Raw genomic sequence first — 24203 nt, 5'->3', positions numbered from 1 at the left:
TTTGTAATTCCCCCGTCATTTCGCTGCCATAAAACAGCAACATAAATTGCGTAAAAATCCATTCATGCAAGTTTTCTTGCACGAAAACCAAATCGGGCGTAAGGTTCAAACCTGTCCGGTAGCATAGGGGGTATGCACTTTGGGCCTTAGAGAGATCGTCGAGGAGTATGGTGGCAAGCTGACGGATGCAGACCGTCGGTTGCTGGCTGTCCTTTTTGTCGATCCGGTCGAAAGCAGCTTTCTGCCCGCAGTGACCGTGGCGAAACGCGCCGGTGTCCATGAAAGCACTGCCGGCCGGCTTGCTCAAAAGCTCGGCTTTGACAGCTACCGCACGATGAAAGCCCATCTGCGGAACGAGGTCATCTCTGAAGTCGATTCCGCCGCAGGCCGTATCCGGGGGCGACTGGACCGTATGGCCAGAGGCTCGATTCTCGATGCACTGGTCGAGAGCGAGGTACGTACCCTGATGTCTCTGCCAAAACAGATCGACCACACAACCATGACTTCTGCCGCTGAAATGCTGCGGGATGCCAGACGAATTTTCCTGTTCGGCCAGGGTCATGCCTCATCCCTGACCAACCTGTTTGCCCGCCGGCTGACGCGGTCCGGATATGATGTGGTTGAACTCCAGCATCTCGACTGGCAGGCCTCCGACGTTCTGCTGTCGATGCGCCGCGAAGATGTCGTTGTTGTCTGTGCCTTCCGGCGTCCTGCGGAACGGCTGGACCGGCTGCTTGCCTATACCCGTGATGTGGGTGCCAGTTGTCTGCTGATCTCTGATCTGGCTGGCCTCGCCGTTCGACCAAAGCCAGACATCCTGCTTGCCGCATCACGCGGCGAAGATCTCGATTCACAATCCCTTACCGTGCCGATGGCGATCTGTAATGCGCTGATCCTCGAATTGTCCCGTTGTGATGACGGTCGATCAATCGAAGCGCTGGAACGACTGTCGACACTGGCCCGCCATTTCGCCGTATCCGGGGAACCTGCTGCGACGAAACCCGCCGATCCGACAAGAGAAACGGACGACGAACACTGACGCCTCACACTGCCAAAAGCAAAACGGAGAGAATGATGTTTCGTAACTATCTGAAAGCCGGACTGGGCGCCGCGGCATTGACCGCAGCCCTGACCGTGACAGTGACAGCCCAGCAAGCCGCACAAGCTGCTGACGGACCTGCCATCACTGTTGCCGTGAACAAGCTTGCCCGTGGCCTCGACCCTGTCGAACAGACCGGCACCGTGGACACCCGTGTTTATTACTCGATCTATGACACCCTGATCCGCCGGGACTTTGCCAGCGAGACAAAAGGCGGTGCCGCGAAGCTGATACCCGGTCTGGCAACATCCTGGACCCGTACAGCCCCGAACCGGCTTGAACTTGAACTGCGTCAGGGCGTCAGCTGCCATGATGGCAACCCGTTCAATGCCGATGACGTTCTGTCGACCTTTGATCCTGAACGCCTCTGGGGACCAAAATCCTACTATGCGAGAGGCCGTGAATATTTCTCGCATCTGACCAGTGTCGAGAAACTGGGTGATTACAAGGTCGCTTTCACCACCGAAGGACCGGATGCCGCACTTGAGCTTCTGCTGTCCAGCTACACCTCCTTCATCGTCTGCGATGAAGCCTGGAATGCGCATAAGGAAGCCGGCGTCGACTACACCGTCTGGATGGACAAAGCCTCGAAGGCGATGAACTGGAATCCGGTCGGCACGGGTCCGTATAAATTCGCCAGCTACCAGAAGAATGACCACATCAAACTTGATGCGTTCGATGCCTACTGGGGTGGCAAGCCTGCTGCTGCCAGCATCAACTTCAAGGCTGTTCCGGAAGTTGCCGCACGCATTTCCGGCCTGGTTTCCGGTGAATTCGACATCGTTGTCGACCTGACGCCGGACCAGTGGGATGTCATCGACCGCTATGACGACATCAAGCAGGAATCTGTTGTTCTCGACAATACGCATGTCCTTGTCTTCAACACCTCTGACCCGGTGATGGGCAGCAAGAAACTGCGGCAGGGCCTCAGCCTCGCAATTGATCGCAGCGCACTGATTAATGCCCTGTGGCGCGGCAAGACCTACACACCGAAAGGCCACCAGCTTGAGAAGTTCGGTGCGATGTATGTGAAGGATCGTCCCGGTTATGTCACTGACGTCGAGAAAGCCAAAAAGCTGATCGCAGAAAGCGGCTACAAGGGTGAGAAGATCAGCTATCGCCTGATCCCGAACTACTATCCGTACAATGTCGAGGCCGCACAGATCATTCAGGAAATGTGGCGGGCAGTCGGCGTTAACGTGGAACTCGATTTCGTTGAAAGCTTCAAGGCTGTCCGGGCCGAGGGTTCCCAGATCTATGCCTGGTCCAACACCTATCGTATTCCGGATCCGGCCGGTGCCATGCTGCCGCTCTATGGTCCCAATGCTGCGATCCAGAAGAAGTACAAGTTCTTCGGGGCACCGGCTGAATACAACAAGCTTGCGGACGAGTTGCTGCAGACCGCCGACATGACAGAGCGTCAGGCCAAGTTTGCCCGGATGCTCGACATCTTCGAAGACGAGATGCCGATCACCATGCTCTACAATCCGCTGACCACCTACGCCATGAAGAAGAACATCGAGTGGACACCCTACACGTTGTTCTACATGGATTTCCGTCCTGACAACTTCGCCATCAACTAAGACCGGCGAAATTTCCGAGGGAGCATCCCGGACGCCGCAGCCAGATGGTTTCGGCGTCCGGGACAATTTCATGACCAATATTCTTGAAGTCAAAAACCTGAATGTCACTTTCGGCACGACCGAAGGGCCGGTGCATGCCGTCCGGGACACAGCCTTTTCCATCGCAAAAGGTGAAACACTCTGCATTGTCGGAGAAAGCGGCAGCGGTAAAAGCGTGACCTGTCAGGCACTGCTCGGGCTGCTGCCACAGAATGGCAGGGTAAGCGGCGGAACAGCCCTGTTCCGGGGTGATGACCTGCTGCAAAAATCGGAAAATGATCTTGAGAAAATCCGGGGCCGCGATATCGGCATGATCTTTCAGGATCCCGTCGCCTCGCTGAACCCGCTTCATCGTATCGGCAACCAGATCATTGAAAGTCTTCATCTGCATCAGGGCCTGTCCGGCGCTGCCGCGCAACAGCGCGCCACCGAACTGCTTGACGCTGTCGGCATTCCCGAACCCCGTCAGAGACTGCGTGAATATCCGCATCAGCTGAGCGGCGGCATGAACCAGCGGGTGATGATCGCCATCGCCCTTGCCTGTCGTCCGGCTCTGCTGATCGCCGACGAACCGACAACCGCACTGGATGTCACGATTCAGGCACAGATACTCGAACTGCTTCGCAGTCTGAAAGGTGAATTTGGCATGTCGATGCTGTTCATCACACATGACCTCGGTGTTGTCGCCGAAACGGCTGACAGTGTTGTCGTCATGCGGCATGGCGTCGTCGTCGAATCCGGAACCACAGACGCCATCTTCAATCACCCGGAACATCCCTATACCGGGGAACTGATGAACCTCGTCCCGCGCCTTGAAGCCCCGTCGCCAGTCTACCAGCATCAGGCAGCCATCGCATGAACGCCACCACTGAACCACTGCTGAGCGTGACCGGGCTGCACCGGCATTACCGCAAACCCCGCCGCCATCCGTTTGCCGCACGGCAGTCGGTCCGGGCCGTCGCCGGTATTGACCTTTACATCCGCCCCGGCGAGACCCTGGGCATTGTCGGCGAAAGCGGCTGCGGGAAGTCGACACTCGGGCGCATTGTGGTTGGGATTGACCAGCCGACATACGGGGCCGTCCATTTTGCCGGAACCGAAATTTCTGCACTCAACGCACGCGGCATGAAGCCCTTCCGCCGGGATCTTCAGATGATCTTTCAGAACCCGCTGGCGGCTCTTGACCCCCGGTTACGGGTTGGCCCGCAAATCCGCGAGGCAATGGATATCCACGATATCGCCGCGCCGCAGGAACGCGACGACCTCGTCATCGACATGCTCGACGCGGTCGGGCTGGATGCCGAGATTGCCACCCGCTACCCGCATCAGATCAGTGGCGGTCAGGCACAGCGTATCGTAATTGCCCGCGCACTCACCCTGAAGTCGAAATTACTGGTCTGCGACGAGCCGGTATCCGCACTGGATGTTTCTGTGCAGGCCACCGTCACCCGACTGCTGGCTGATCTGCAACAAAAATCCGGCATCGCCTATCTGTTCATCTCGCACGATCTGAAGGTTGTGAAGCAACTCGCCCATCGGACTGCCGTGATGTATCTCGGCCGGATTGTCGAGGAAGGTGCGACCGGCGATGTCTATGACCGGGCCTTTCACCCCTACACCAAGGCGCTGATTTCGGCAGTCCCCAAAACCACCGTCCCGCCAACACCGCGACGACTGGTTCTGAAAGGCGATCCCCCGAGCCCGCTGAACCCGCCTTCCGGTTGCAGTTTCCACACACGTTGTCCGTTCGCGACCGACATCTGCAGCCGGGAAATACCTGAATTGCGCGATCTGGCGACTGGCCATCGTGCCGCCTGTCACCACGCCGAAGACCTGAAGGATGCCATATGAACCGGCCGCTCAGTATTGCCCATCGCGGCTACTCATCGAAATTCCCGGAAAACACACTGACCGCCCATGCTGAAGCCATGCGCGCCGGAACCGATATGGTCGAAGCCGACACACGATTCAGCAAGGATGGAGATATCTTCTGCCTGCACGATCCTGACCTGAAGCGGCTGACCGGCGACGACCGTATGGTTGCAGATTGCACGACCCGTGAACTTCGTGACATCCGGATCGGGGATGGTCAAAGCCTGACGACCCTGCCAGAGCTGCTGAATCTGGTGAACGGGAAATGCGGCATCATGCTCGACATCAAATTGCAGGACGATGCCATGACCTTCGCCCTGCTGGATTGTGTGATGGCCGCCGGGCAGATGGCAAATACCTGGTTCGGTGTCCGTTCCTACGACCAGTTATGCGCAACCCGGAAGATGGCCCCCGCAGCTCACTGCATCGCCATGCTGTCAGATTATTCCGAGGCAGACCGGTGGATTGACGCCGGTGCCAGCGTGGTTCGCATCTGGGAAAGTGAGTTCACCCCGGAACTCGAAGACAGGATTGCCCCGAAAGTACCGATATGGATCACCGTCGGCGGTCGCGGCACGCCAGACCCAACCGGTGATATTCCGCTGGAACGACTGCGCAAACTTGCGGCACGGCAGGTAAGTGCCGTCCTGCTCAACAATCCCACCCTGATTGATCAACTCGCACTGGAACCCGTCACATGACCGATAAACCTGTCCTTCTCGTTGTTGTTCTTGATGGTATGCGACGTGATCTGATCGATCATGCCAACATGCCGGTATTGCGCCGTTTCATGAATCAGGGCGTTGATTGCCCGGAAAGCTCTTCAGTTTTCCCATCTGCCACGCGGGTTAACTCGGCGGCGCTCGGCTCCGGGGCGACACCTGGCCGGAATGGCATCATCTCAAACAAGTATTTTGATCCGGGCGTGGCTGGCGGACGCATGATCCATACCGGACTTTTCCCGGATATCGAAGCGGCGGAAGCTGCCTATGATGGCGGTTACGTCACCACAACAACACTGGGCGAAGCCATCGCCGAAGCAGGATTGCGAATGGCTGTCGTCAGTTCAGGCAGCGCCGGTACAACCCATCTGGTCAATCCCCGGGCGGCAAAAAACGGCCAGCCTGCGATTTGCCTGCGGGACTGGGATGCCAGCCAGCCGGATGATTTTGCAAAGCGCATGCTCACCCGCTTCGGCCCGGTTGCGGCCGAGGGCAAACCGAATTCGGAACGCATGGTTCAGCAGACCACCATGTTCATCGAAGGCGTATTCCCTGAATACCAGCCCGATGTAACGATCCTCTGGTACAATGATCCGGACCTGACCTTCCACCACAAGGGGCTTGGCTCACCGGAAGCAAATTCTGCCTTGCAGGCACTGGACCGTGAATTCGCCCGTCTTCTGGACTGGAGAGATTCTGGTGCCGGTGGTGAAAATGTTCAGATTCTGGTGGTCTCGGACCACGGCCATCTGACCGCACGCGAGCGGGTCACTGTCGCCCCCGACCTGAAAGCAGCCGGCTTCAGCATTGGCCAGAATGATGACACTCTGGTCGGCGCAATTGGCTATATGGGTGCCATCCGTTCCATGAACGACGACCAGAAGCATCTAGAACGACTGGCCGCCGGCCTTGCCGAACAACCGTGGTGCGGGCTGATGTTCAGTGCTGACCGGAATGGCGTCGAAGGCGTTATCCCCGGCACCCTGTCACGGGCGCTTCTGTCCAACGACCACCAGCGGTCGGCTGATCTGTATTACATCATGCGATCTGATGACCGTCTGAATGCGGCCGGTGTCGATGGCACCTGTTTCTTTCAGGGCGACATGCCGGATGGCGGATCAATTCACAGCGGCCTGCACCGCCGCGAAATGAATAACCTCATGGCGTTTGGTGGCTCGGCCTTCCGGCAGAACCATGTCAGCGAGGTTCCGACCGGCATCATTGATGTCGCACCGACCGTCCTGCATCTGCTGGGCCTGAAAGCGCCTGCGGCAATGGAAGGACGTGTCGTGACCGAGGCTCTGCACGGCAATACCGAAGACCCGGTTCATAAAAGCGACCAGTTCTCGGTTGAGGGCCGGGCCGGTGTCATGACGATCCGGCGCAGCACCACCAACGGTGTCGGCTATATCCATTCCGGCGCAATCAGTTAAATCCGATGAATCTGAACCTTTTCCTCGTCAAGTTTGGCCGGGCGCTGTTCACGATCTGGCTGGTGATCAGTTTTGCCTTCGTAGTCCTGCATCTCTCCGGCGACCCGATTGAGGCGCTGGTCGGAGACGAGGCATCTCAGGAAGTCGTCGACTACTATACCAAGAAATACGGTTTCGACCGGCCGTTGTGGGAGCAATACCTCTCCTATTTCGGGGCGCTGGCTTCCGGTGATTTCGGGATTTCATTGTCTGACCGGACGCCGACAACAACCCTGATTATCGCAGCCCTGCCCAACACACTGCTGCTGGCTGGCGTCTCGTTCTCTCTCGGCCTGTTTCTTGGCATTCCGCTGGGGGTCGTCTCGGCCCTGAACCGCAACAAGCCTATCGACAGATTCGTGATGGGATTCGCGGTTTTCGGGTTCAGTGTTCCGAATTTCTTCTTCGGAATCCTGCTGATCCTGCTGTTTTCGCTGTATCTGCGCCTGCTGCCCAGTTCCGGCAGTGGCACACTGATGCATGTCATTCTGCCGGCAATCACACTGGGAACGCATTTCGCCGGCACCTTCGCCCGCTTCACACGCTCGGCCATGCTGGAAGTTCTCAACAAGCAGTACATGACATCTGCCCGTGCCAAGGGGGTTCCCTATGCGCGCCGGATCAACTGGCATGCCGTGCCCAATGCGGCAATTCCGGTGGTGACCATCGCCGGGCTGAAACTGGGGGATCTGATTGCCGGTTCGATTGTTGTCGAAACCGTCTTTGCCTGGCCCGGTGTCGGCAGACTGCTGGTGACTGCCGTCTCGTCGCGTGACCTCGCACTGGTACAGACAATTCTGATCATGGTTGCCACATCAATGGTCTTCGTCAATCTGGCGGTAGACCTGCTTTACGGCCTGATCGACCCCCGTGTGCGCGCCTCCAGCACCGCAGACAAGGAATAGAAAATGGCGGGCTTTCTGAAACGCATTCTGTCGCCGAAACCGGCAATTGATACCGCAGCAGATGCCACGCATCAGCCCCGCGAAGATCGATGGCCGCCGATTGTCATCATTGCACTGGGCTTTCTGGCAATCATCGCCTTCATCTTCATCTTCGCCGACCTGATTGCCCCTTACGATTATCGTACCCAGTCGCTGCTCAACCGTCTGAAGCCACCTGTCTTCATGGGTGGCAGCAGCCAGTTCCTGCTGGGAACGGATGAACTCGGTCGGGATATCCTGAGCCGCCTGATCTATGCCATTCGCTTTTCAATCATGGTGGCGCTGGCGGGTACGGCAATCGGTGCCATGCTCGGCACCCTGCTGGGCTTCATTGCCGCGCATTTCCGGGGATATGTCGAAGAAGTCATCATGATGATGGTGGATGTTCAGGCATCCCTGCCCTTCATCCTTATCGCCCTGGCCGTTGTGGCCTTCTTTGGCGGCGGGTTTGGCCTGTTTATTCTGCTGATGGGTGTCTATGGCTGGGAAGTCTTCGCCCGCCTGACCCGCGGCATGGTGATACAGGCAAACACGCATGGCTATGCCGTCGCTCTCTCGTCACTCGGCGCATCACCGGCGCGTATTTATATGCGCCATGTCCTGCCGAATATCCTGAGCGTGCTGATTGTCCAGTTCACCCTGAACTTCCCGCAGACAATCCTGCTGGAAACCTCATTGTCATTCCTTGGCCTCGGCATCCGGCCACCACTGACCAGCCTCGGACAGATGCTGGGTGCCGGTCGCGTCCATCTGCTGACAGCCTGGTGGATCGCCGTCCTGCCGGGGATGATTATCTTCCTGACCACCCTGTCGATCAGTATCGTCGGTGACTGGCTTCGCGATCGCCTCGACCCGACCCTTTCAGGCAGGTAAGCACAAACCCGGCAGATAGCTGATCTGCCGGGCTGCTTCCGAGGTGATGGCGTTTCTGTTTCAGGTTACCTGGCTGTGATATCTGCGGCCCGGCCACAACTGGCCGCGCGCACCACACATCAGACAGATCCGGCCCCGGCCCGTATCAGGCAGGGTGCCGGACCGTAGAGCCTCAGCCCTTCTCTACAGAAGCGAAGGAGTTTGAGAAACCGACCGTCTTCTCGATGACGATCAGCATGGCAACAATCATGAAGATCACGACCGCAGAGACGGATGTAATCAGCGGGTCATCCGCATTCTCCAGATAGGCGTAAATCTCCACCGGCAATGTCATCAGCCGTGGTGTGGTGAAAAACAGCGATACCACGATATTGTCGAAGCTCATGATGAACGCAAAGGCGGCACCGGCGAACATACCCGGGAAAATCAGGCGGATCGTCACTTTCAGGAAAACCGTCAGCGGATTGGCGCCGGATATCTGGGCAGCCCGCTCGATATTCGGATCAACCCGTTCCAGACTGACCAGCACCAGCCGCACGACAAACGGCAGGGTGACAATCACATGGGCAATCAGCATGGCCAGAATTGACCCTGTCAGACCAAGCTGCGACAGCCAGATCAGCAGCGAGATGGCCAGAATAAGCTGCGGCAGCATCAGCGGCGACAAGATCAGGTTCAGAAGAACCGTCCGTCCATGAAAGCGATAACGGAAGATGCCAATTGCTGTCGTGGTGCCCAGCAATGTCGACACCACAGCAACAATCACTGCAATTTCGAGACTGTTGAACAGGGCCTCGATGAACTCCGGATGGTCCAGAATCGCCTCATACCAGCGAAACGAAAAACCCTCCGGTGGAAATCGCAGAATTGAATTTGCGGTGAAACTGATGGCGACAACCACAACCAGCGGCGCAATCAGAAAGGCCATCGCCAGTACCGCCGCAGTCACCAGCGCGATGTTTCCGGGGCTGAATCGTCTGTTCATCGGTAGGCTCCCAGAATGCGTTCGGTAATCCAGTGCTGAACCGCAAAGACCAGCAGCACAATTGCAACAAGCACAATCCCGACAGCTGCACCGAACGGCCAGTTCAGTGTCACCAGGAAGTTATCGACCACCAGATTGGCAATCATCGGTATCGAACCACCGGACAGGATGCGCGGCGTAACGAAGGAACTGACGGAAATTGCAAAAACCAGAAGGCTTCCGGCTGCAATACCCGGCAGGCTGAGGGGCAGCATCACCCGCCGGAAGATCGTCCAGGCTCCGCCGCCAGCAATGGACGCGGCATGAAACAGATCTCGCGGGATAGATTGCAGCGATGTCAGCAGGGAGATGATCATGAACGGCAGCAATGCCTCGGTCAGCCCGAGGATGACGGCAAATTCATTATAGAGCAGGCGCAAAGGCTGTTCGACGATTCCGGCCCACAGCAGGAAACCGTTGATTGCCCCGTCATCCGCCAGGATGGTCACCCAGCCGAGGGTCCGGATCACCACCGAGATCATCAGCGGTGCCAGAGCGGCAAAAGTCGCCAGCGCCCGCATCACGCCACTCAGGCGGGTGATCCAGAAGGCCAGCGGATAGGCGATAATCAGGCAGAGCAACGTCACCGTCACACTGATCCTGACCGTATTGGCAAGAATGCCGAGATAATAAGAGTCAGCCAGAAGCTTCAGGTAATTCTTGCTCAGAAAAGCCGGTTCCATCCCGCGCATCGACTGGTAATCCCAGAAGCTGATCGCAACCGTGATGCCGATCGGATAGATCAGGAACACTGCCAGAAAGGCAATGGCCGGCCAGGTGATGACAGGAGGCAGCCGGCGATCAATCATAGAGAACCACTCCGTCTTCAGCCCGCCAGGTCAGGTCCACCGGATCACCGACCGCAGGCAGGGCAACGTGGCTGTCCGGGCGTTTGACGCGCCAGACGACATCATCCTGCTCGACTTCAAAGATATGCGATGCGCCGAGATGTGCATGTCGCCGGACAATACCCGCAACCCGGTTTTCACCTTTCGGGTCGCCCGCAGAACCAGCTGCTGTCATGGTAATATGTTCGGGACGGATCATCGCCCAGACATCATCACCCTTCTTGTTCCGGCCATTCGGCAGACGCCCGATCATGTCGTTGCCTTTCAGCGCAATACGACCGAAGTCGCCATCCGCACCGACAAAGCTGCCCTGAACCAGATTGGCGTCTCCGAGAAAATCAGCAACAAAACGGTTGGTCGGATGCCGGTAAATTCTGCTGGGGGCATCGACCTGTTCAATACGGCCGCCATGCATGACCACAACCCGGTCGGAGATATGCATCGCCTCCTCCTGGTCATGGGTCACGAACAGGGCGGTAATGCCGGTTTCTTTCTGAATCTCGACAAGGTCCGTCCGCATCGCGACACGCAGTTTGGCGTCGAGATTACTGAACGGTTCATCAAGCAGAAGAACACCGGGCCGGTAAACCAGCGCACGCGCAATAGCGACGCGTTGCTGCTGACCACCGGAAAGCTGGCGCGGCATCCTCTCGCCAAGTCCGTCCAGACGAACCAGACCGAGGGCTTCGTTGACCCGACGATCAATCTCGTCGCCGGGAAGCTTCCGGACGCGCAGTCCGAACGCAACATTCTCAAAAGCCGACATATGAGGAAACAGCGCGTAGGACTGAAACACCATCCCGGCATTACGCTTGCTGGGAGGCTGTCCGATGACGGAGTTGCCCTCGATCCGGATATCACCGCCATCCGGATCGAGGAAACCCGCAACCATGCTGAGTGTCGTTGTCTTGCCACAACCGGACGGCCCCAACAGACTTACCAGTTCGCCTTGCGAAACCTGCAAATCGATACTGTCGACGGCTGTCAGATTGCCAAATCGCTTCGTCAGCCCTTCAAGGGCAATTGTCGGGACCGTGGTCATGATACTCTTTCCTCAGCGATGCTGGACTTCGCGGTTCCACCGCTCGATCCATTCGGCCTTCTTGGCGGCCACGATGTTCCAGTCGATGTCCGTCAGGGCTTCGACTTCGTCCTTGCCGTCAATCACCTTATCAGCGACAGCCGGGTCAAGTTTTGCCGTCGTGACCGTCGGGCCAATCGACAGTTTGCCGGCCAGACGTTCCTGAACTTCCTTGCTGAGAAGATAGTCGATCAGCTTGTAGGCGGTTCCTTCGACCTTCGTGCCCTTTACAACAGATGCACCCATGAAAATCGGCGGAATGCCCTCTTTCGCCTTTACCCACTTCGCAGCCGGGAAAGTCTTCGCCAGCGTATTGGCGCGAACATCGCCCCACCAGGCAATCCAGACAGTACCCTGCTGGAAACCACGGGACATGTCGGCTGCATTACGGGCGTAAACTGCGGCGCTTTCTGACAGCTTCTTTGCCATCTCAAAGCCCGGATCAATATTGTCGGCACCGCCACCGCCATCCTTGGCCATCAGCAGAACCAGTCCGAGACCATAGTTGTTCGATGCCGGCTGCAGGGCAATGCGCCCCTTGAATTCCGGCCGGGCCAGATCCTTGTAGGACGTCGGGGCCGCGAACCCTTTTTCCTTGAAGATGTCAGCATTGTAGATCAGCCCGCCACCGATTACGCCGAGATTCGCGTTGATGTCGCCCGGTGTACGCAGGTTCGGCCAGACCGTCTTCAGGTTCGGCACCTTGGTTTCATCCAGCGGCAGGAACAGGCCCAGATTAGCGCCCTGAACCTGCTGCAGGTTACCTGAATACATGACGTCAATTTCAGGGTTCCCCTTGGTCGCGACCACGCGGGCCAGCGATTCATTCGAGGTACCTGCCTGATACCGGACATCACAGCCACAGATTTTTTCGAAAGGCCGGATGGCTTCGGCTTCCATGACTTTCTGCCAGCTACCGCCGGGACCGGCGAAGATGATCGTCTCGGCGACAGCCGCCTGCGACGTGAGGCCCATTGCCAGTGCGGCAACAGCAAATACAGATCTGTGTAAGGTCATTCGATGTCTCCCTGTTGTTGAATGTAAGTCATTCATGACATCCGGCAGACCGCCAGACGCCCACTCAAGTAGCTAAATGGCCACTTCCTCCTCGTCATCGCCCGGAGACGGCGGAAGATTGCCCGCCGTACCGTCCTGCGACAGCAGAACCGCGAGATGACCTTCATCGAGATCAATCTGCAGTGCATTATTGAACCGGTTGAATGCCCCGGCGATCGATATGCGCCAGGTCAGTTCAACAATCTGCGGTTCGTCGAAAACAAGTTTCAGCCGCTCGACAAAACTGTCCCGCATCTGCGCTGAGTTCTCCGACACGGCGACCGCGTAGTCCCGGACAAGACAATCGGTCTCATCCAGTCCCGGACAGTCATCTTCCAGAATTCGTTCGGCGGTGACTTGCGCCAGACCAAGTTCACCCAGCCGGACCGAGTGACGCCCGACACAATGCCGGCAGGCATTCAGCCGTGAGACCGTGACGATGGCGATTTCGATATACCGCTTCGGCATGGTGCCGTGACGGGAGAAGCTGCTCATCAGCTCCATCATCTGCCGGGTCTGATGCGGGCAATGTGCAGAAACCGCTTCCCAGGTTGGCTCTCCTACCTTGCTGTATCCCCGCCGGGTGACGACGTTACGGACATCTTCCGGCAGTTTTGACAGGTCGACTGTACTAACCCTGGGCAATCTTTATCTCCTCGCTGTTCGCCATCTGCGTGGCAGTCATTTTCGCGTTGTCCAGAAACCGGTGAATGGTCAGGCCATCAAGTGGCGTGTTGGTGCCCCCGGTTGCTGCGATTTCAGCGACAACCGCGCCAACCTTCGGCCCCAGTTCAAAGCCATGCCCGTTGAACCCGAAAGCATGAATGACATTCGGTGAATTCGCTGACGGTCCGATGATCGGAGAACCGTCATCGGTGATCGCCTCGATACCTGCCCAGAACCGGACAACCTGCGCCTGACTGAACTGCGGGAAAAGGTCGAGCACCGTCCGTGCCCGTTCTGCAAAGTCCCCCATCTTCAGGGCCGCAATATTCCGGTCCCGGTCGGCATCACCGCGCAGATGACCGGAAATCAGTACCGTGCCGTTCTCGAACTGCTTCAGTGACAGATATCGCGAGACAGAGCTGACAACAGGTCCGACCAGATGCGGCAGACGGGCTGTAATCATCCCCATCGGAGCCGCCGGTGTCACAGTGATATGATCGCCAAACCAGCCAGCAACCCGGTCTGCCCAGGCTCCCGCACAATTGACCACCATACCGGCCTCTACCGGCCCCGCTGTGGTATTGACCCGCCAGCCTTCACCAGCCCGCTCGGCACCCGTCGCCGCCACACCCTCATGCAGCGTAACGCCAGCCTTCAGCACAGCCGCCCGAAAGGCGCGCATGGCGATCAGCGGATTGCCTGATCCATCCCGGCGGCAAATCAGGCCACCAACACAACCCGGCCGCATATGGGGCAACAGACGGTATAACTCTTTCTCGTCAATCAGCTCTTCATGGCTGTGGCCCAGCCCTTTTACCAGCTCTGCCCGTTTCCTGAGAGTTTCAAAGTCTTCCGGCGTTTCGGCAATCCGAAGCTGTCCGGTTTCTTCAAAGCCGCAATCATCATCGACCAGTGACTGCATGTCGTGCCACAGATCCAGTGAGGCCAGCGCCAGCGGAATTTCCCGCGGATCACGCATCAGGGTCCGCACGCCACCCGCATTCGCGCTGGAGGCATGACGTCCGACATGGTCTTTCTCGACAATGATACAGGAGAGATTGCGCCGGCTCAGATTCAGGGCAGCCGAGCAACCGTGCAGACCACCACCGATGATCACGACATCTGCGGTCATTGTCCGGCTCATGCCACCTTCTCCGCTGTTGCCGGTTTCTCGCTGACCTGATCGCCGATTTCCATATCCGAGAATGCATCCGGCAATTTCGCCAGCGCCGTCAGGGGAACCGGCTTGACCGGGGTGCGCTGGCGGAACTCGCCGACTTCACTGAATGGTTTGCCGGTCTCATCGGCCACCATCTCCGCGATGGTCAGACCGCACATCCGCCCCTGACAGGGGCCCATGCCGCAACGGGTATACATCTTGATCTGATAGATACCGGCACAACCGGACTGGATGGCCGACCGTACTTCGCCGCCTGTGACCTCTTCACAGCGACAGGCCAGCGTGTCCTGACCTGCCATCCGGTATTCACGTCCGGGCATATACAGAATGTCGAGAAACGGACGGATTGCCTTCAGGCGTCGCAGGGACCGATGGGCCGGCGCGGCCTGTTCTTTCGCAGCAGCCGGGCTCAGACAATCAAGTTTCATCGCTGCGCCAAGGGCTGCGATCTTACCCAGATGCTGGGCCGCCTCACCGCCAAGAATACCGCCGGAATCGCCGGCAACGGAAATCTTCGGCTGGCTGGTTACGCCCCAGTCATCCAGGACCGGCTGCCAGCAATGCTGTCGTTCATTCCAGGAGATATCGCATCCGGCTGCCTGCTGAAGGTTGATGTTCGGCACAACTCCCTGATGCAGCAGCACCCAGTCGACGTCTTCCGTACGGGTCTTGCCCCCGGCATCCCATGACACCGATTGCGCCCGGTCATCACCGTTAATCTTCAGACCGCTAACCGACCGGACCACCTCGACACCAGCATTCGCCGGGGCGCGTAGCAGGGGGATTCCGCGCAAAAGGTAATCCGGTGCGGTCAGCGCGGCGGGCAGCGCAGACAGCGCCGCCCTGAGGCGTCCCGATTGTTGCGTATCAACAAGAATGCGAACGTCTGCACCCGCCTCGACAAGCTGTGCTGCTGCGAGATACAGAAGCGGGCCCGTGCCGCAAAGCGCGATCCGCCCTGAAGGCACAATACCGGCGCTTTTCAGCGTCGCCTGCGCGGCACCGGCGGTCATAACTCCCGGCAATGTCCATCCCGGCACCGGCATCGGGCGTTCTATCGACCCGGTTGCCAGAATAATATGCCTGTATTTGATAACCTCTGTCTCATCGCCCCGCATGACAGCCATCCGGCCATCCGGGTCAAGATGCCAGACAATCGTTTCCGGGGAATAATCAATATCGCTGGCCTGAAACTCGGCCACCAGCCGGGCACCACGCCGGGCATCCGGGTCATCACTGCACAGCGACTTGGTCAGATTCCGGTCAATCCCCCGGTGAATTTGTCCGCCAACGCCCGGCTGTTCATCCAGCACACAGGTTTTCAGACCCAGCTTATGCCCCTGAAGGGCAGCAGCCATACCGGCGGGACCAGCCCCGACAACCACAAGATCATAGTGACGTTCGGTCATTGGCCTGCCTTCGTGCCGGAAGTCCGCACCTTCATGCCGGAGCGCACCGCCACCAGACAGCTCTGCCGCCCCGGTACGCCGTCAATCTCAACCACACATTCAAAGCAGGCCCCCATCATGCAATAGGGCGCACGCGGTGTATCCGACACATTGCTGCTCCGCCAGGGAGCCTTGCCCGCCAGCAGCAATGCCGATGCGAGGCTGCTGTCAGATGCGACGGCTACGGCCTCGCCATCGATCTCGATGCTGACCTGTGATGCTGCGTTTACGCCCTTCGCAGGCTGAAACGTCAGAGGGGTGTTTTCGTGGGTTCTTGTCATGTTGAAATCGTGGCACAGGCCAGTTTCATAAAGCAAATGGCATTTAGTTCTGCTAGCATGTCTAAATATTATAATGAGGGCAGGCCATGAGCCGGATTAACCATCGCCAGATAGAAGCCTTCCGCGCCGTCATGCTGACAGGCAGCATGACCGGTGCTGCCGATATGATGCATATCACCCAGCCAGCGGTCAGCCGCCTGATCCGCGACCTTGAAGCCCTCGCCGGCTTTACCCTGTTTGAACGGAATGGCCCGCGCATTCAGGCGACGCTGGAAGCCATGGAACTGTCCGGAGAGGTAGACCGGCAGTTCTCCGGGCTGCAACGTATTGAGCGGACCCTTGAAGACATTCGCACCATGCAAAGTGGTGCCATCCGGATTGCCGCGATGAATGCACCGGCCATGGCATTCCTGCCCCGGCTGATCGCCGATTTCATGAAACGGCATCCCAGCACGAATGTCTGGATGCATACCGAAAACTCGCGGACCATACTCGAACAGGTCTCACTGCAACATTACGAATTCGGGTTTGGTGCTTTCAGGTCTGGCTATCCCGGTGTTGTCGTCGAAGAACTGCCCGATCTGGCGGCCGTTCTGGCGCTTCCGGCAGACCATCCAATGGCCGCACAGGAAACTGTCCGGCTGGAACAACTGACCTCGCAGCGATTTGTCGAGCTCGGGCGGCACGGGTTGTTGCGCCATCAGGTCGATCATGCCCTGGCAAAATGCAATGCCCGCCCGGTGATGGTCATGGAAACGTCATTGTCTGCAAGTATCTGCGCCATGGTCGCGCAAAGCGGCGTCATGGGCATCATTGACCCCTTTACCGCCTATGAGGTCAAAGATCCCCGCATCGCAATCCGGAAATTATCCCCTTCAATCCGCTACGATATCGCCTTTGCACATTCCAGCGCCCGCCCTCTGGGCCGCATTGCCCGGGAACTGATCGACGATATCCGCGCGGCAGTACATCACCTGACCACAGATCACCCCCTCGCAAGCGCCCAGCTATAGAGACGGCACAAAAACAGATTCCTGTCGCTTATTTCGCTTCCAGCAGGCGGCGCATTTTGTGGACGGCACTGTCGGGGCTGGTCAGCACTGGCTTACCCGTCAGGTCCTCAACCAGATTACGGGCCCGCGCTGTCGAGAACTGTGCCATCAGGATGATATCGACATCCTCCAGAGTACGGGCCATTTCGCCAACCATCCTGTCATGTCCAGGCCCGTCGCCTGCACCAAGCACGGCCATGGCGCCGTCAGCACAGGCAGAACGGAGGACAGCGCCGGTACCCGCTGCCATCTCTGTGAACTCCCGCTCCATCGAGGGGATACTGGGAGCGAAGGTGGCAACCATGCCGATCTTTTTCGATTGCCTGATGGCATCTTCAAACATCGCCTGATTCGGTTTCAGCACCGGCACAGGGGCCAGTGCCTGTGCAGCAGCTTCAATTGACGCACCGAAAGCCGAGCAGGTGAACAGAATCGCATCGGCCCCGTTATCGCGGACATAGTTTGCCAGATGCACAAAGCGACCGGTCATCGCCGGCGTGATTTCACCGTCCCGCGCAAGATCGGAAGCAAGTGAGTCTTCAAGCAGGTTGCAGACCTCTGCCTCCGGCCATTCCCGGGTAAACGCCTCGACCACCGGGTCAATGGCAAGCGGCGTTGCATGGATCAGTGAAATGCGCGGCAAGGCGATGCTCCCTCAGATGAATTGTGCCAATAATAGACGGCACAATGCCTCAGGTCGAACCCTGACGAAGGGTCCTCTATTCAGAAACCACACAGACAGGCAATCACACCGCCCGCGACATCACACCAGATCGCGCATCAGCTCTTCCGGATCTGGCGGCAGGCTGACTGCTTCGCCCCGTTTTGCCGACAAATCCATCGCCATGGTCAGCAGCAGGTTCCGGTGACCATCGACTGCGGTCGCATGCGGTGTCCGCTGTCCGGTATAAAGCCGCTGATACCAGGCGTTGGTTTCTTCCCGCATTGGCCCCCATAACTGGCCGTCATGCAGATCGCCCGGCGGATAGCTGGTCAGGAAGTCGACATGGCGCGGCGGCGGAGAATAGCCGTCGGGCACATATCCCCCGCCCTGAGCCACATTGCTGGCCAGCACCAGGTCGCGATGGGTATCTTCGACATCAATGACGCCTTCGGTGCCGACAATACCGATCTCAATTCCATAGACAGCCCCCGGCCAGACCTCAGGCAGGGCCCAGCAGATATTCATCGACCAGATTGTGCCGTCATCCATTGTGAAGACGCCGAAGGTCGAATCCTTTGTCCCCCACTCCCCGAGCACCTTATCCGTAGAACGGGCATAAACCGAAACAGGTGTCTTGCCTTCCATCAGCCAGAGCGACATATCCAGACTATGCGTCCCCGACACCACCATCGGTGTCAGGGTAGCCCTGTCCTGCGTACGGCGGACCGTGGCAATGGGCACCATCCGGTTCATGAAAGCCCGGGTGACGACAGAATGCACATCGCCGATCTGGCCGGTGATCAGCTTTTCCTTGATGGCGAGGAAACGACGGCGAAAACGCTGGGTGTAGCCAACAACTGCATCAACACCAGCATCCTGAATGGCTTTCAGAATCTGGGCGGACTCCCGTGCATCGGTTGCCAGCGGCTTTTCGATGAACAGGTCATGGCCCTTTTCAGCAGCCAGCATTGTCGGCCCGGCGTGGAAATTTTCATCGGTCGCGACGATCACGGCAGTCACTTCAGGCCGCGCCAGAAGTTCCTTGTAATCGGTAGTGAAGAAGTCGGCCTTTACATCATTCTCCAGCTTCCGCCCGAGATCAGATTTCAGATCGCACAGCCCGATCCAGCCAACCCCCGGATAGGCGCGGGCGAATTCAGCCCTGATGCGGCCGATGGTGCCACATCCGATGATAGCCAGTCCGATCTGCTCTCCAACTTTATGCGGCATGATGTCCGCTTCCTCCGAAAATGAACGTCTGATTTGATTGTTGAGAACAATCTATCGCGCCCGGTCCGGTCGGCGGTATTACAAGAACTGATAAACGGCATCCGATAAGCTGAATGCCGGACCTGTCTCAGGCCCCGCCCAGAAAGCTGAAAAACGGTAAACTGCCCTTGCTGATCGCAATTCCGATCCACAACAGGACAGGCAGAACGGAAAAGGTCATCAGCGTGGAGACAACGACCAGTCCGGCGACCCGCCTTGGCGCCCGGTTATAGCGCAGTGCAAACAGATAGATCACCATGGCACAGGGCATTGACGCCATCAGGAAAACACTCCCGGCCTCAACTCCCTGCAGTCCCAGCAACCAGATTACCAGCAGCCCGCTGGTTGTACCGATGACAATTCTTGCCAGCGCCAGGATCAGCGACAGCCGGAGGTCGGAGACCTGCAACTGCCCCAGCGAATAGCCCAGCAGGATGACCATGACGGGAATCATCATGCCACCCAGCAGTTCCGTCGTCTGCAGGATGATCGGATGCGGCGTTGTATCTGTCAGCCGGAACAAAAATACCGCAAGCAATGCGTAAACCAGCGGTTCCTTGAGAATTCGGGTCAGGCTGAAGCGACCATCCATGATAGCCGGCACGAAACTGTATTGCAGCAGCGCGATCACGAAGAAGAAGGCCACACCAATGGCCAGACCCTGCTGACCAAAGGCCAGCAACACAACCGGCAATCCGACATTTCCGGAATTTGGCAGGGTCAGACTGGGCAGGAAGGAGCGGATGGGCTGTCGGGTCAGCAACAGAAACCCGGCACTCAGAGACCCGGCGCAAACTGTCACCAGAAGTGCTGCCTGAACCGTTCCGCTGAGTGAGAGTTCCGGCAGGTCCGGAGATGTCAGGGTCGAGAAAACAAGCGAAGGCGTGCCAACCATGACAACAAGACGGCCAAGCGATTCGCTGTCGATGTCGAGACTGCTGCGGCTGATCGCATATCCGACACCCGCCATAAGAAGTACCGGCACAATGACAAAGGCGATTTCTTCAAACAAGACCGTCCCCCGGAGTGCGTTTTACCCGCCTCCCGGCGTGACGCTGAAACCCAATACCACAGGCTACCATGGCCATTCCCGGCGGTAACGTGAAGCCAGCGGCAACAGCTAGAATATGTGCTGATATGCAGCATCAGTAAACATAACTGCCATCAGCCTGCTGCCCGGCATAATATCCACCAATTCATATATCCGATGATGACGGCAATACGGGAAAATAAAATGCGACAGATTGAAGCAGCAGTGATCGGTACCGGCTGGTGTGGCGGCATCCGCGCCGAAACACTTTCGAAAACAGCACTGGTCGACAAGCTTCATATTTGTGAGATCAAACCTGAAAGACTGGCGGAAGTCGCCGCGCTGACCAACCCGGCGACCGCAACTCTCGACTATAAGGACATTGTGAACAACCCGGCCATTGAGGTGGTTTATATCTCCACCACACCGGAAGATACGCATTATCCGATTGCCCGTGACTGCCTGAAAGCGGGCAAACATGTGCTGCTCGAAAAGCCCATCGCAATGGAGTTTATCGAGGCCGACGAACTGATTTCCATCGCCCGCGAGAAGCATCTGAAATTCACCATCGGCTATTCCCAGCGCTTCAACACCAAAATCGCCTATGCCAAGAAATCCATCGCAGACGGGACGCTCGGCAAGGTGGTCAATGTGATGGTCAGCCGTCACCTGTCGCGCAATCTCGGCAAGAAAATCGCCAACCGGGTCAAGCTGTCACCGGCAGCCATGGAATCCACGCATGATCTGGATTTCGTCTTCTGGCTGCTGGAACCCGCCAAACCGGTGAAAATTTATTCGCAGGGCGCCTATGGCTACATGAAGGAGTTGAACGGATCCTACGACTGCATGTGGACAACCGTGACCATGGATGATGGCACGCTGGTGGTCATTGGCGGCGGCTGGAACCTGCCCCCAAGCTATCCGAACTATTGCGGCACCTGGATCGAGATCACCGGCACCGAGGGTTCGCTGATGCTGGATGACACATCGCGGGACAACTGGCTGAATACGGTTTCCGGCGGCACCCAGTATCCGATGTCGACCATGCCCGGCGAACAGGTTGACCATGTCTTTGCCGGTCAGATGGGGCCGGAGACAATTCATTTCCTGGAATCTGTCCTGCTGGACCGTCCGGTAATGGTCTCCCCCGAACATGCCCGCATGGTCATGGAATCATACTGCGCCGCCGATGTTTCTGCCGACACCGGAGAGCCTGTTGACCTGCCCCTGTCGAACCGGACCCTCGCCCAACTGGCCGATCTGAAGGCCGCAAACCGGAAACGCTGAGACAGCCTGTCCGGTCTGTTACCGCCTGTCAGATCTGCTGCAACCTCAGAACAGCCTCAGCGTAACTCACTGATGGCAACGGTTCTGCGGTCGGCAGCTGATCGTGTGATGGCTTCGAGAACTTCGATATTATGCAGCATTTCAAACGGCGTGAACGGATAGTCTGCGCGCTTTTGTGACGCTGCGCAGAAGGCTTCCAGATTGGCGACGACCGCATCCGTCCATTCGATCATGTTTGTCTGGTGCGGCTTGCCGGTGACCGCTTCTACATAGGCGACTTCACCACCCGGCGTATCCGGATGTGAGTGGTTGCGAACCTCAACCCATTTATCGGTACCAAAGACATGCATCCGAATGAAGTGGGGCGTATGCAGGACGGCCGACAATGTCGCTGTCATCCCCGCTTCAAAGCCAAGCTGAACGGTTACGACATCACCGGTTTCCCAGCCAAGCGACCGGCTGGCCGTCATGGCCTGAACGGTCTCGACAGGACCAAAGAACCAGATCAGCAGATCGGTCAGATGGATGCCCATCGCCGTCATGCCTGCAGCCGGTGAAATCTCGGGCTTCGTCCGCCAGTCATCTTTCGGGACACCGATCAGCTTGTCATGCGAGAAGGCTGACTCCGCATGCATGACCGTACCCAGACCATTGGCGACGATATCCGCCTTGAGGGCCATCATCGCCGGCTCAAACCGCCGCTCATGTCCGATCCCAAGCTGGACACCCGCAGCAACGGTTGCCTCGACAGAACGTCTGGCGCTGGCCGCGGTCAGGCCCAGCGGCTTCTCGCAATAAACATGCTTTCCGGCCCGCGCACAGGCCGTGACCTGTTCTTCATGCAGCGGGTTCGGCGTGGTCAGCACCACCGCGTCGATGGCCGGGTTTTCCAGCACCTCATCAAGCGTCGCAAAGGCGGCATGCCCTGCTGCCTGAATTGCCGCCCGCTGTTCCGGGTTCGGATCAATGATCCCTGTAACCCGGATATAGGGATGGCCCGTCAGCCGGTTGGCAATATGACGCCCCCACCAGCCAAACCCGGCAATAGCCAGTGTGAAGGGGGCAATAGTCGTCGAATTTTCAGACATCAGATAACCTGTCCCAGATCGGCAAACCTGCCGCGATGAAAGATAAGCGGTATGCCATCAGTGCGACTGATCGCCCGGACATCGCCAATATAAATCTCATGATCGCCACTTTCGATCCGGCGGGCGGTTTCACATTCCAGCGTGGCAATCGCACTTTTCAGTACCGGCACCCCGTGGAAACCAGCCTCCCAGCTGACCCCGGAGAACTTGTCATCAGACGGCCGGGCGAACTGCATCGTCTCGTCCTTGGCTTCCACCGGCATGATATTCACAGCAAATGCCGTATGCGAGGTAAAGGCCGGGCGCGACGGCGCTGCCAGTCCGATACTCCACAATATCTGTGGCGGGTCGAGTGACACCGATGAAAAGGAATTCACGACCAGACCGACCGGCAAACCGTCCGTACCCAGCGTCGTCACCACCGTAACGCCGGTGGCAAAACAGCCGAAAGTCTGCCTGAGCTCATCCTGATCGAACGGCGCGGAATTCCGGGTGGCATCAAAGCACTGCATTTCTCTCTCCCCAACGGGCTGACCGAAACCAGATATACCTGCTGCCTCTCCCCTAAAGTATTAATAATAAAATATATTTGACATCAGAAAACCTGATGGTCATGTTTCCCTGAAACAGGGCAGACCATGAAGTTATTACATCTCCGGCATTACATCGCCGTTTACGAAGAGGGTTCATTTTCAGCGGGTGCCAAACGTGTCGGCGCGACACAGTCAGGTCTGTCGATGCACATCCGCTGGCTGGAAGACCGCTATGGTGTCGAGTTGCTCGAACGCAGCTCAACCGGCGTTGTCCCGACCGAAGCCGGCAAGCGGTTTTATGATGTTGCCCTGCGCGCCCTGCGTTCAGCCGTCCATGCCGAAAACACCCTCCGGGAATTGTCGGGAAGCGTAACCGGCCATATCCGCATCGGACTGATGCCCACCTTCACCCGCGCCATTCTCAGCCCGACACTGATTGAATTTTCGGAACAGTTTCCAAACGTGCAGGTCTCCATTACCGAAGCCTATTCAGGGCAGCTGTCGCGGCAGGTGGTTGATGGCGAACTGGATTTTGCCGTCGTCCCCTATTCAGCATCAAACGACAGCCTGACCGTCACTGCCATGCGAACCGACCGTGAATATCTCGTCTGGTCCGCCAACAGTGACTTCAATCCGGGGAAGACTGCCAATCTCAGGAAACTGGAAATCCCGAAACTGGTGCTTCCCAGCCGGAACAATGCCCGTCGTGTCATGATCGACACCTATCTTGCCACCCACGGTATTGAGGTCGACCGGATACTGGAACTGGATGCCATGTTCGGCACCCTTGACCTGGTCGCCAATTCCGACTGGATTACGATCCTGCCCGGCATTCTCTGTACGCCGGACCGCAGGGAAGGGCTGCGAAAGATTGCCCCCATCACCGGGCCGGATCTTCCTGTTCAGTATCTTCGTATCGAGCACAGCGCCGAACCCCTTAACTTTGCAGCACAGGCTTTCTATGACCTGCTGCTGGAAGTCCTCGACAAGGCCATTGAAAGCGGCGCTTCACCTGCCGTAGCAAAGAAGCAATCAGCACAAGTCTGACCCTGGCGTTTCGGTCACCCCCATGCAGCAGACATATAACCGGCA

Annotated in this window: 24 protein-coding genes; 11 read left to right on the top strand and 13 right to left on the bottom strand. The window is 57.8% G+C overall.

Annotation, left to right across the window (positions count from 1 at the left end):
* Positions 1-139 precede the first annotated feature (139 nt).
* The 8 genes from GH722_19815 (at position 140) to GH722_19780 (ending at position 8604) form a co-directional block, all read left to right on the top strand.
* Positions 140-1039 carry an SIS domain-containing protein gene (locus GH722_19815; GenBank protein MRG74012.1) on the top strand — a complete coding sequence of 300 codons (900 nt, stop codon included), beginning with the start codon at positions 140-142 and terminating at the stop codon, positions 1037-1039.
* 32 nt (positions 1040-1071) lie between these two features.
* Positions 1072-2682 carry an oligopeptide ABC transporter substrate-binding protein gene (locus tag GH722_19810; protein ID MRG74011.1) on the top strand — a complete coding sequence of 537 codons (1611 nt, stop codon included), beginning with the start codon at positions 1072-1074 and terminating at the stop codon, positions 2680-2682.
* Between the two features lie 70 nt (positions 2683-2752).
* Entirely contained in the window at positions 2753-3580 is an 828-nt protein-coding gene (locus GH722_19805) for an ATP-binding cassette domain-containing protein (protein ID MRG74010.1), read from the top strand.
* Positions 3577-4572 (top strand): ATP-binding cassette domain-containing protein, encoded by a 996-nt coding sequence (locus GH722_19800; protein ID MRG74009.1) that lies wholly within the window; start codon positions 3577-3579, stop codon positions 4570-4572. The genes GH722_19805 and GH722_19800 overlap by 4 nt, the downstream gene beginning before the upstream one ends.
* The gene (locus tag GH722_19795) at positions 4569-5294 is read left to right on the top strand and encodes a hypothetical protein (GenBank protein MRG74008.1); all 726 of its coding nucleotides are present in this window, start codon (positions 4569-4571) and stop codon (positions 5292-5294) included. Before GH722_19800 ends, GH722_19795 begins: the two co-directional genes overlap by 4 nt.
* A complete protein-coding gene (locus GH722_19790) occupies positions 5291-6748 on the top strand; it encodes a hypothetical protein (GenBank protein MRG74007.1) in 1458 nt (485 codons plus the stop codon). The genes GH722_19795 and GH722_19790 overlap by 4 nt, the downstream gene beginning before the upstream one ends.
* A gap of 5 nt (positions 6749-6753) precedes the next feature.
* Positions 6754-7692 (top strand): ABC transporter permease subunit, encoded by a 939-nt coding sequence (locus GH722_19785; protein MRG74006.1) that lies wholly within the window; start codon positions 6754-6756, stop codon positions 7690-7692.
* A 3-nt stretch (positions 7693-7695) separates the two neighbouring features.
* The gene (locus tag GH722_19780) at positions 7696-8604 is read left to right on the top strand and encodes an ABC transporter permease subunit (protein MRG74005.1); all 909 of its coding nucleotides are present in this window, start codon (positions 7696-7698) and stop codon (positions 8602-8604) included.
* Positions 8605-8776: 172 nt separating this feature from the next.
* Here GH722_19780 and GH722_19775 read toward each other — a convergent pair whose 3' ends face one another.
* Genes GH722_19775 through GH722_19740 form a run of 8 tightly spaced genes read right to left on the bottom strand, consistent with a single transcriptional unit; the run spans position 8777 to position 16188 of the window.
* Positions 8777-9589 carry an ABC transporter permease subunit gene (locus GH722_19775; protein ID MRG74004.1) on the bottom strand — a complete coding sequence of 271 codons (813 nt, stop codon included), beginning with the start codon at positions 9587-9589 and terminating at the stop codon, positions 8777-8779.
* Complete coding sequence (locus tag GH722_19770) at positions 9586-10437, bottom strand: ABC transporter permease subunit (GenBank protein MRG74003.1); 852 nt, start codon at positions 10435-10437, stop codon at positions 9586-9588. The genes GH722_19775 and GH722_19770 overlap by 4 nt, the downstream gene beginning before the upstream one ends.
* Positions 10430-11518 carry an ATP-binding cassette domain-containing protein gene (locus tag GH722_19765; GenBank protein ID MRG74002.1) on the bottom strand — a complete coding sequence of 363 codons (1089 nt, stop codon included), beginning with the start codon at positions 11516-11518 and terminating at the stop codon, positions 10430-10432. The genes GH722_19770 and GH722_19765 overlap by 8 nt, the downstream gene beginning before the upstream one ends.
* A gap of 12 nt (positions 11519-11530) precedes the next feature.
* Positions 11531-12610 carry an extracellular solute-binding protein gene (locus GH722_19760; protein ID MRG74001.1) on the bottom strand — a complete coding sequence of 360 codons (1080 nt, stop codon included), beginning with the start codon at positions 12608-12610 and terminating at the stop codon, positions 11531-11533.
* Positions 12611-12646: 36 nt separating this feature from the next.
* Positions 12647-13258, bottom strand: coding sequence for a carboxymuconolactone decarboxylase family protein (locus GH722_19755; protein MRG74000.1), 612 nt, complete (start codon positions 13256-13258; stop codon positions 12647-12649).
* Positions 13245-14411, bottom strand: a complete 1167-nt coding sequence (locus GH722_19750) for an FAD-dependent oxidoreductase (GenBank protein ID MRG73999.1) — start codon at positions 14409-14411, stop codon at positions 13245-13247. The genes GH722_19755 and GH722_19750 overlap by 14 nt, the downstream gene beginning before the upstream one ends.
* An 8-nt stretch (positions 14412-14419) precedes the next feature.
* Positions 14420-15868 carry an FAD-binding protein gene (locus GH722_19745; protein MRG73998.1) on the bottom strand — a complete coding sequence of 483 codons (1449 nt, stop codon included), beginning with the start codon at positions 15866-15868 and terminating at the stop codon, positions 14420-14422.
* Positions 15865-16188 (bottom strand): (2Fe-2S)-binding protein, encoded by a 324-nt coding sequence (locus GH722_19740; protein MRG73997.1) that lies wholly within the window; start codon positions 16186-16188, stop codon positions 15865-15867. The genes GH722_19745 and GH722_19740 overlap by 4 nt, the downstream gene beginning before the upstream one ends.
* Before the next feature lie 86 nt (positions 16189-16274).
* Between GH722_19740 and GH722_19735 the strand changes: the two genes are divergently transcribed.
* Entirely contained in the window at positions 16275-17201 is a 927-nt protein-coding gene (locus GH722_19735) for a LysR family transcriptional regulator (protein ID MRG73996.1), read from the top strand.
* 28 nt (positions 17202-17229) lie between these two features.
* Here the strand turns inward: GH722_19735 and GH722_19730 are convergent, their stop codons facing one another.
* The 3 genes from GH722_19730 to GH722_19720 all read right to left on the bottom strand — a co-directional run bounded on the left by GH722_19730 (position 17230) and on the right by GH722_19720 (position 20185).
* Positions 17230-17889 carry an arylsulfatase gene (locus GH722_19730; protein MRG73995.1) on the bottom strand — a complete coding sequence of 220 codons (660 nt, stop codon included), beginning with the start codon at positions 17887-17889 and terminating at the stop codon, positions 17230-17232.
* Positions 17890-18003: 114 nt separating this feature from the next.
* Complete coding sequence (locus GH722_19725) at positions 18004-19134, bottom strand: gfo/Idh/MocA family oxidoreductase (GenBank protein ID MRG73994.1); 1131 nt, start codon at positions 19132-19134, stop codon at positions 18004-18006.
* A gap of 127 nt (positions 19135-19261) precedes the next feature.
* On the bottom strand, positions 19262-20185 hold the full coding sequence (locus GH722_19720) for an AEC family transporter (GenBank protein MRG73993.1): 924 nt from the start codon (positions 20183-20185) through the stop codon (positions 19262-19264).
* A 222-nt stretch (positions 20186-20407) separates the two neighbouring features.
* Between GH722_19720 and GH722_19715 the strand changes: the two genes are divergently transcribed.
* Positions 20408-21490, top strand: coding sequence for a gfo/Idh/MocA family oxidoreductase (locus GH722_19715; protein MRG73992.1), 1083 nt, complete (start codon positions 20408-20410; stop codon positions 21488-21490).
* Positions 21491-21546: 56 nt separating this feature from the next.
* Here the strand turns inward: GH722_19715 and GH722_19710 are convergent, their stop codons facing one another.
* Both GH722_19710 and GH722_19705 read right to left on the bottom strand, forming a co-directional pair.
* Entirely contained in the window at positions 21547-22578 is a 1032-nt protein-coding gene (locus GH722_19710) for a hypothetical protein (protein ID MRG73991.1), read from the bottom strand.
* Entirely contained in the window at positions 22578-23090 is a 513-nt protein-coding gene (locus GH722_19705) for a flavin reductase (protein ID MRG73990.1), read from the bottom strand. Before GH722_19705 ends, GH722_19710 begins: the two co-directional genes overlap by 1 nt.
* Before the next feature lie 126 nt (positions 23091-23216).
* Between GH722_19705 and GH722_19700 the strand changes: the two genes are divergently transcribed.
* Positions 23217-24158: a LysR family transcriptional regulator gene (locus GH722_19700; GenBank protein MRG73989.1), complete on the top strand. Its 942-nt coding sequence runs from the start codon at positions 23217-23219 to the stop codon at positions 24156-24158.
* The last annotated feature ends 45 nt before the right edge of the window (positions 24159-24203 follow it).

Source organism: Alphaproteobacteria bacterium HT1-32 (assembly GCA_009649675.1).
Classification (GTDB): Bacteria; Pseudomonadota; Alphaproteobacteria; order Rhodospirillales; family HT1-32; genus HT1-32.
The sequence above is the reverse complement of the archived record's forward strand: the minus strand, read 5'-3'. Positions and strand labels throughout refer to the sequence as shown.

Coding starts and splice junctions, on each gene's coding strand:
- GH722_19810 (MRG74011.1), top strand. CDS start 1,072: ATGATGTTTCGTAACTATCTGAAAGCCGGACTGGGCGCCGCGGCATTG.
- GH722_19805 (MRG74010.1), top strand. CDS start 2,753: ATGACCAATATTCTTGAAGTCAAAAACCTGAATGTCACTTTCGGCACG.
- GH722_19800 (MRG74009.1), top strand. CDS start 3,577: ATGAACGCCACCACTGAACCACTGCTGAGCGTGACCGGGCTGCACCGG.
- GH722_19795 (MRG74008.1), top strand. CDS start 4,569: ATGAACCGGCCGCTCAGTATTGCCCATCGCGGCTACTCATCGAAATTC.
- GH722_19790 (MRG74007.1), top strand. CDS start 5,291: ATGACCGATAAACCTGTCCTTCTCGTTGTTGTTCTTGATGGTATGCGA.
- GH722_19785 (MRG74006.1), top strand. CDS start 6,754: ATGAATCTGAACCTTTTCCTCGTCAAGTTTGGCCGGGCGCTGTTCACG.
- GH722_19780 (MRG74005.1), top strand. CDS start 7,696: ATGGCGGGCTTTCTGAAACGCATTCTGTCGCCGAAACCGGCAATTGAT.
- GH722_19775 (MRG74004.1), bottom strand. CDS start 9,589: ATGAACAGACGATTCAGCCCCGGAAACATCGCGCTGGTGACTGCGGCG.
- GH722_19770 (MRG74003.1), bottom strand. CDS start 10,437: ATGATTGATCGCCGGCTGCCTCCTGTCATCACCTGGCCGGCCATTGCC.
- GH722_19765 (MRG74002.1), bottom strand. CDS start 11,518: ATGACCACGGTCCCGACAATTGCCCTTGAAGGGCTGACGAAGCGATTT.
- GH722_19760 (MRG74001.1), bottom strand. CDS start 12,610: ATGAATGACTTACATTCAACAACAGGGAGACATCGAATGACCTTACAC.
- GH722_19750 (MRG73999.1), bottom strand. CDS start 14,411: ATGACCGCAGATGTCGTGATCATCGGTGGTGGTCTGCACGGTTGCTCG.
- GH722_19745 (MRG73998.1), bottom strand. CDS start 15,868: ATGACCGAACGTCACTATGATCTTGTGGTTGTCGGGGCTGGTCCCGCC.
- GH722_19740 (MRG73997.1), bottom strand. CDS start 16,188: ATGACAAGAACCCACGAAAACACCCCTCTGACGTTTCAGCCTGCGAAG.
- GH722_19735 (MRG73996.1), top strand. CDS start 16,275: ATGAGCCGGATTAACCATCGCCAGATAGAAGCCTTCCGCGCCGTCATG.
- GH722_19725 (MRG73994.1), bottom strand. CDS start 19,134: ATGCCGCATAAAGTTGGAGAGCAGATCGGACTGGCTATCATCGGATGT.
- GH722_19715 (MRG73992.1), top strand. CDS start 20,408: ATGCGACAGATTGAAGCAGCAGTGATCGGTACCGGCTGGTGTGGCGGC.
- GH722_19710 (MRG73991.1), bottom strand. CDS start 22,578: ATGTCTGAAAATTCGACGACTATTGCCCCCTTCACACTGGCTATTGCC.
- GH722_19705 (MRG73990.1), bottom strand. CDS start 23,090: ATGCAGTGCTTTGATGCCACCCGGAATTCCGCGCCGTTCGATCAGGAT.
- GH722_19700 (MRG73989.1), top strand. CDS start 23,217: ATGAAGTTATTACATCTCCGGCATTACATCGCCGTTTACGAAGAGGGT.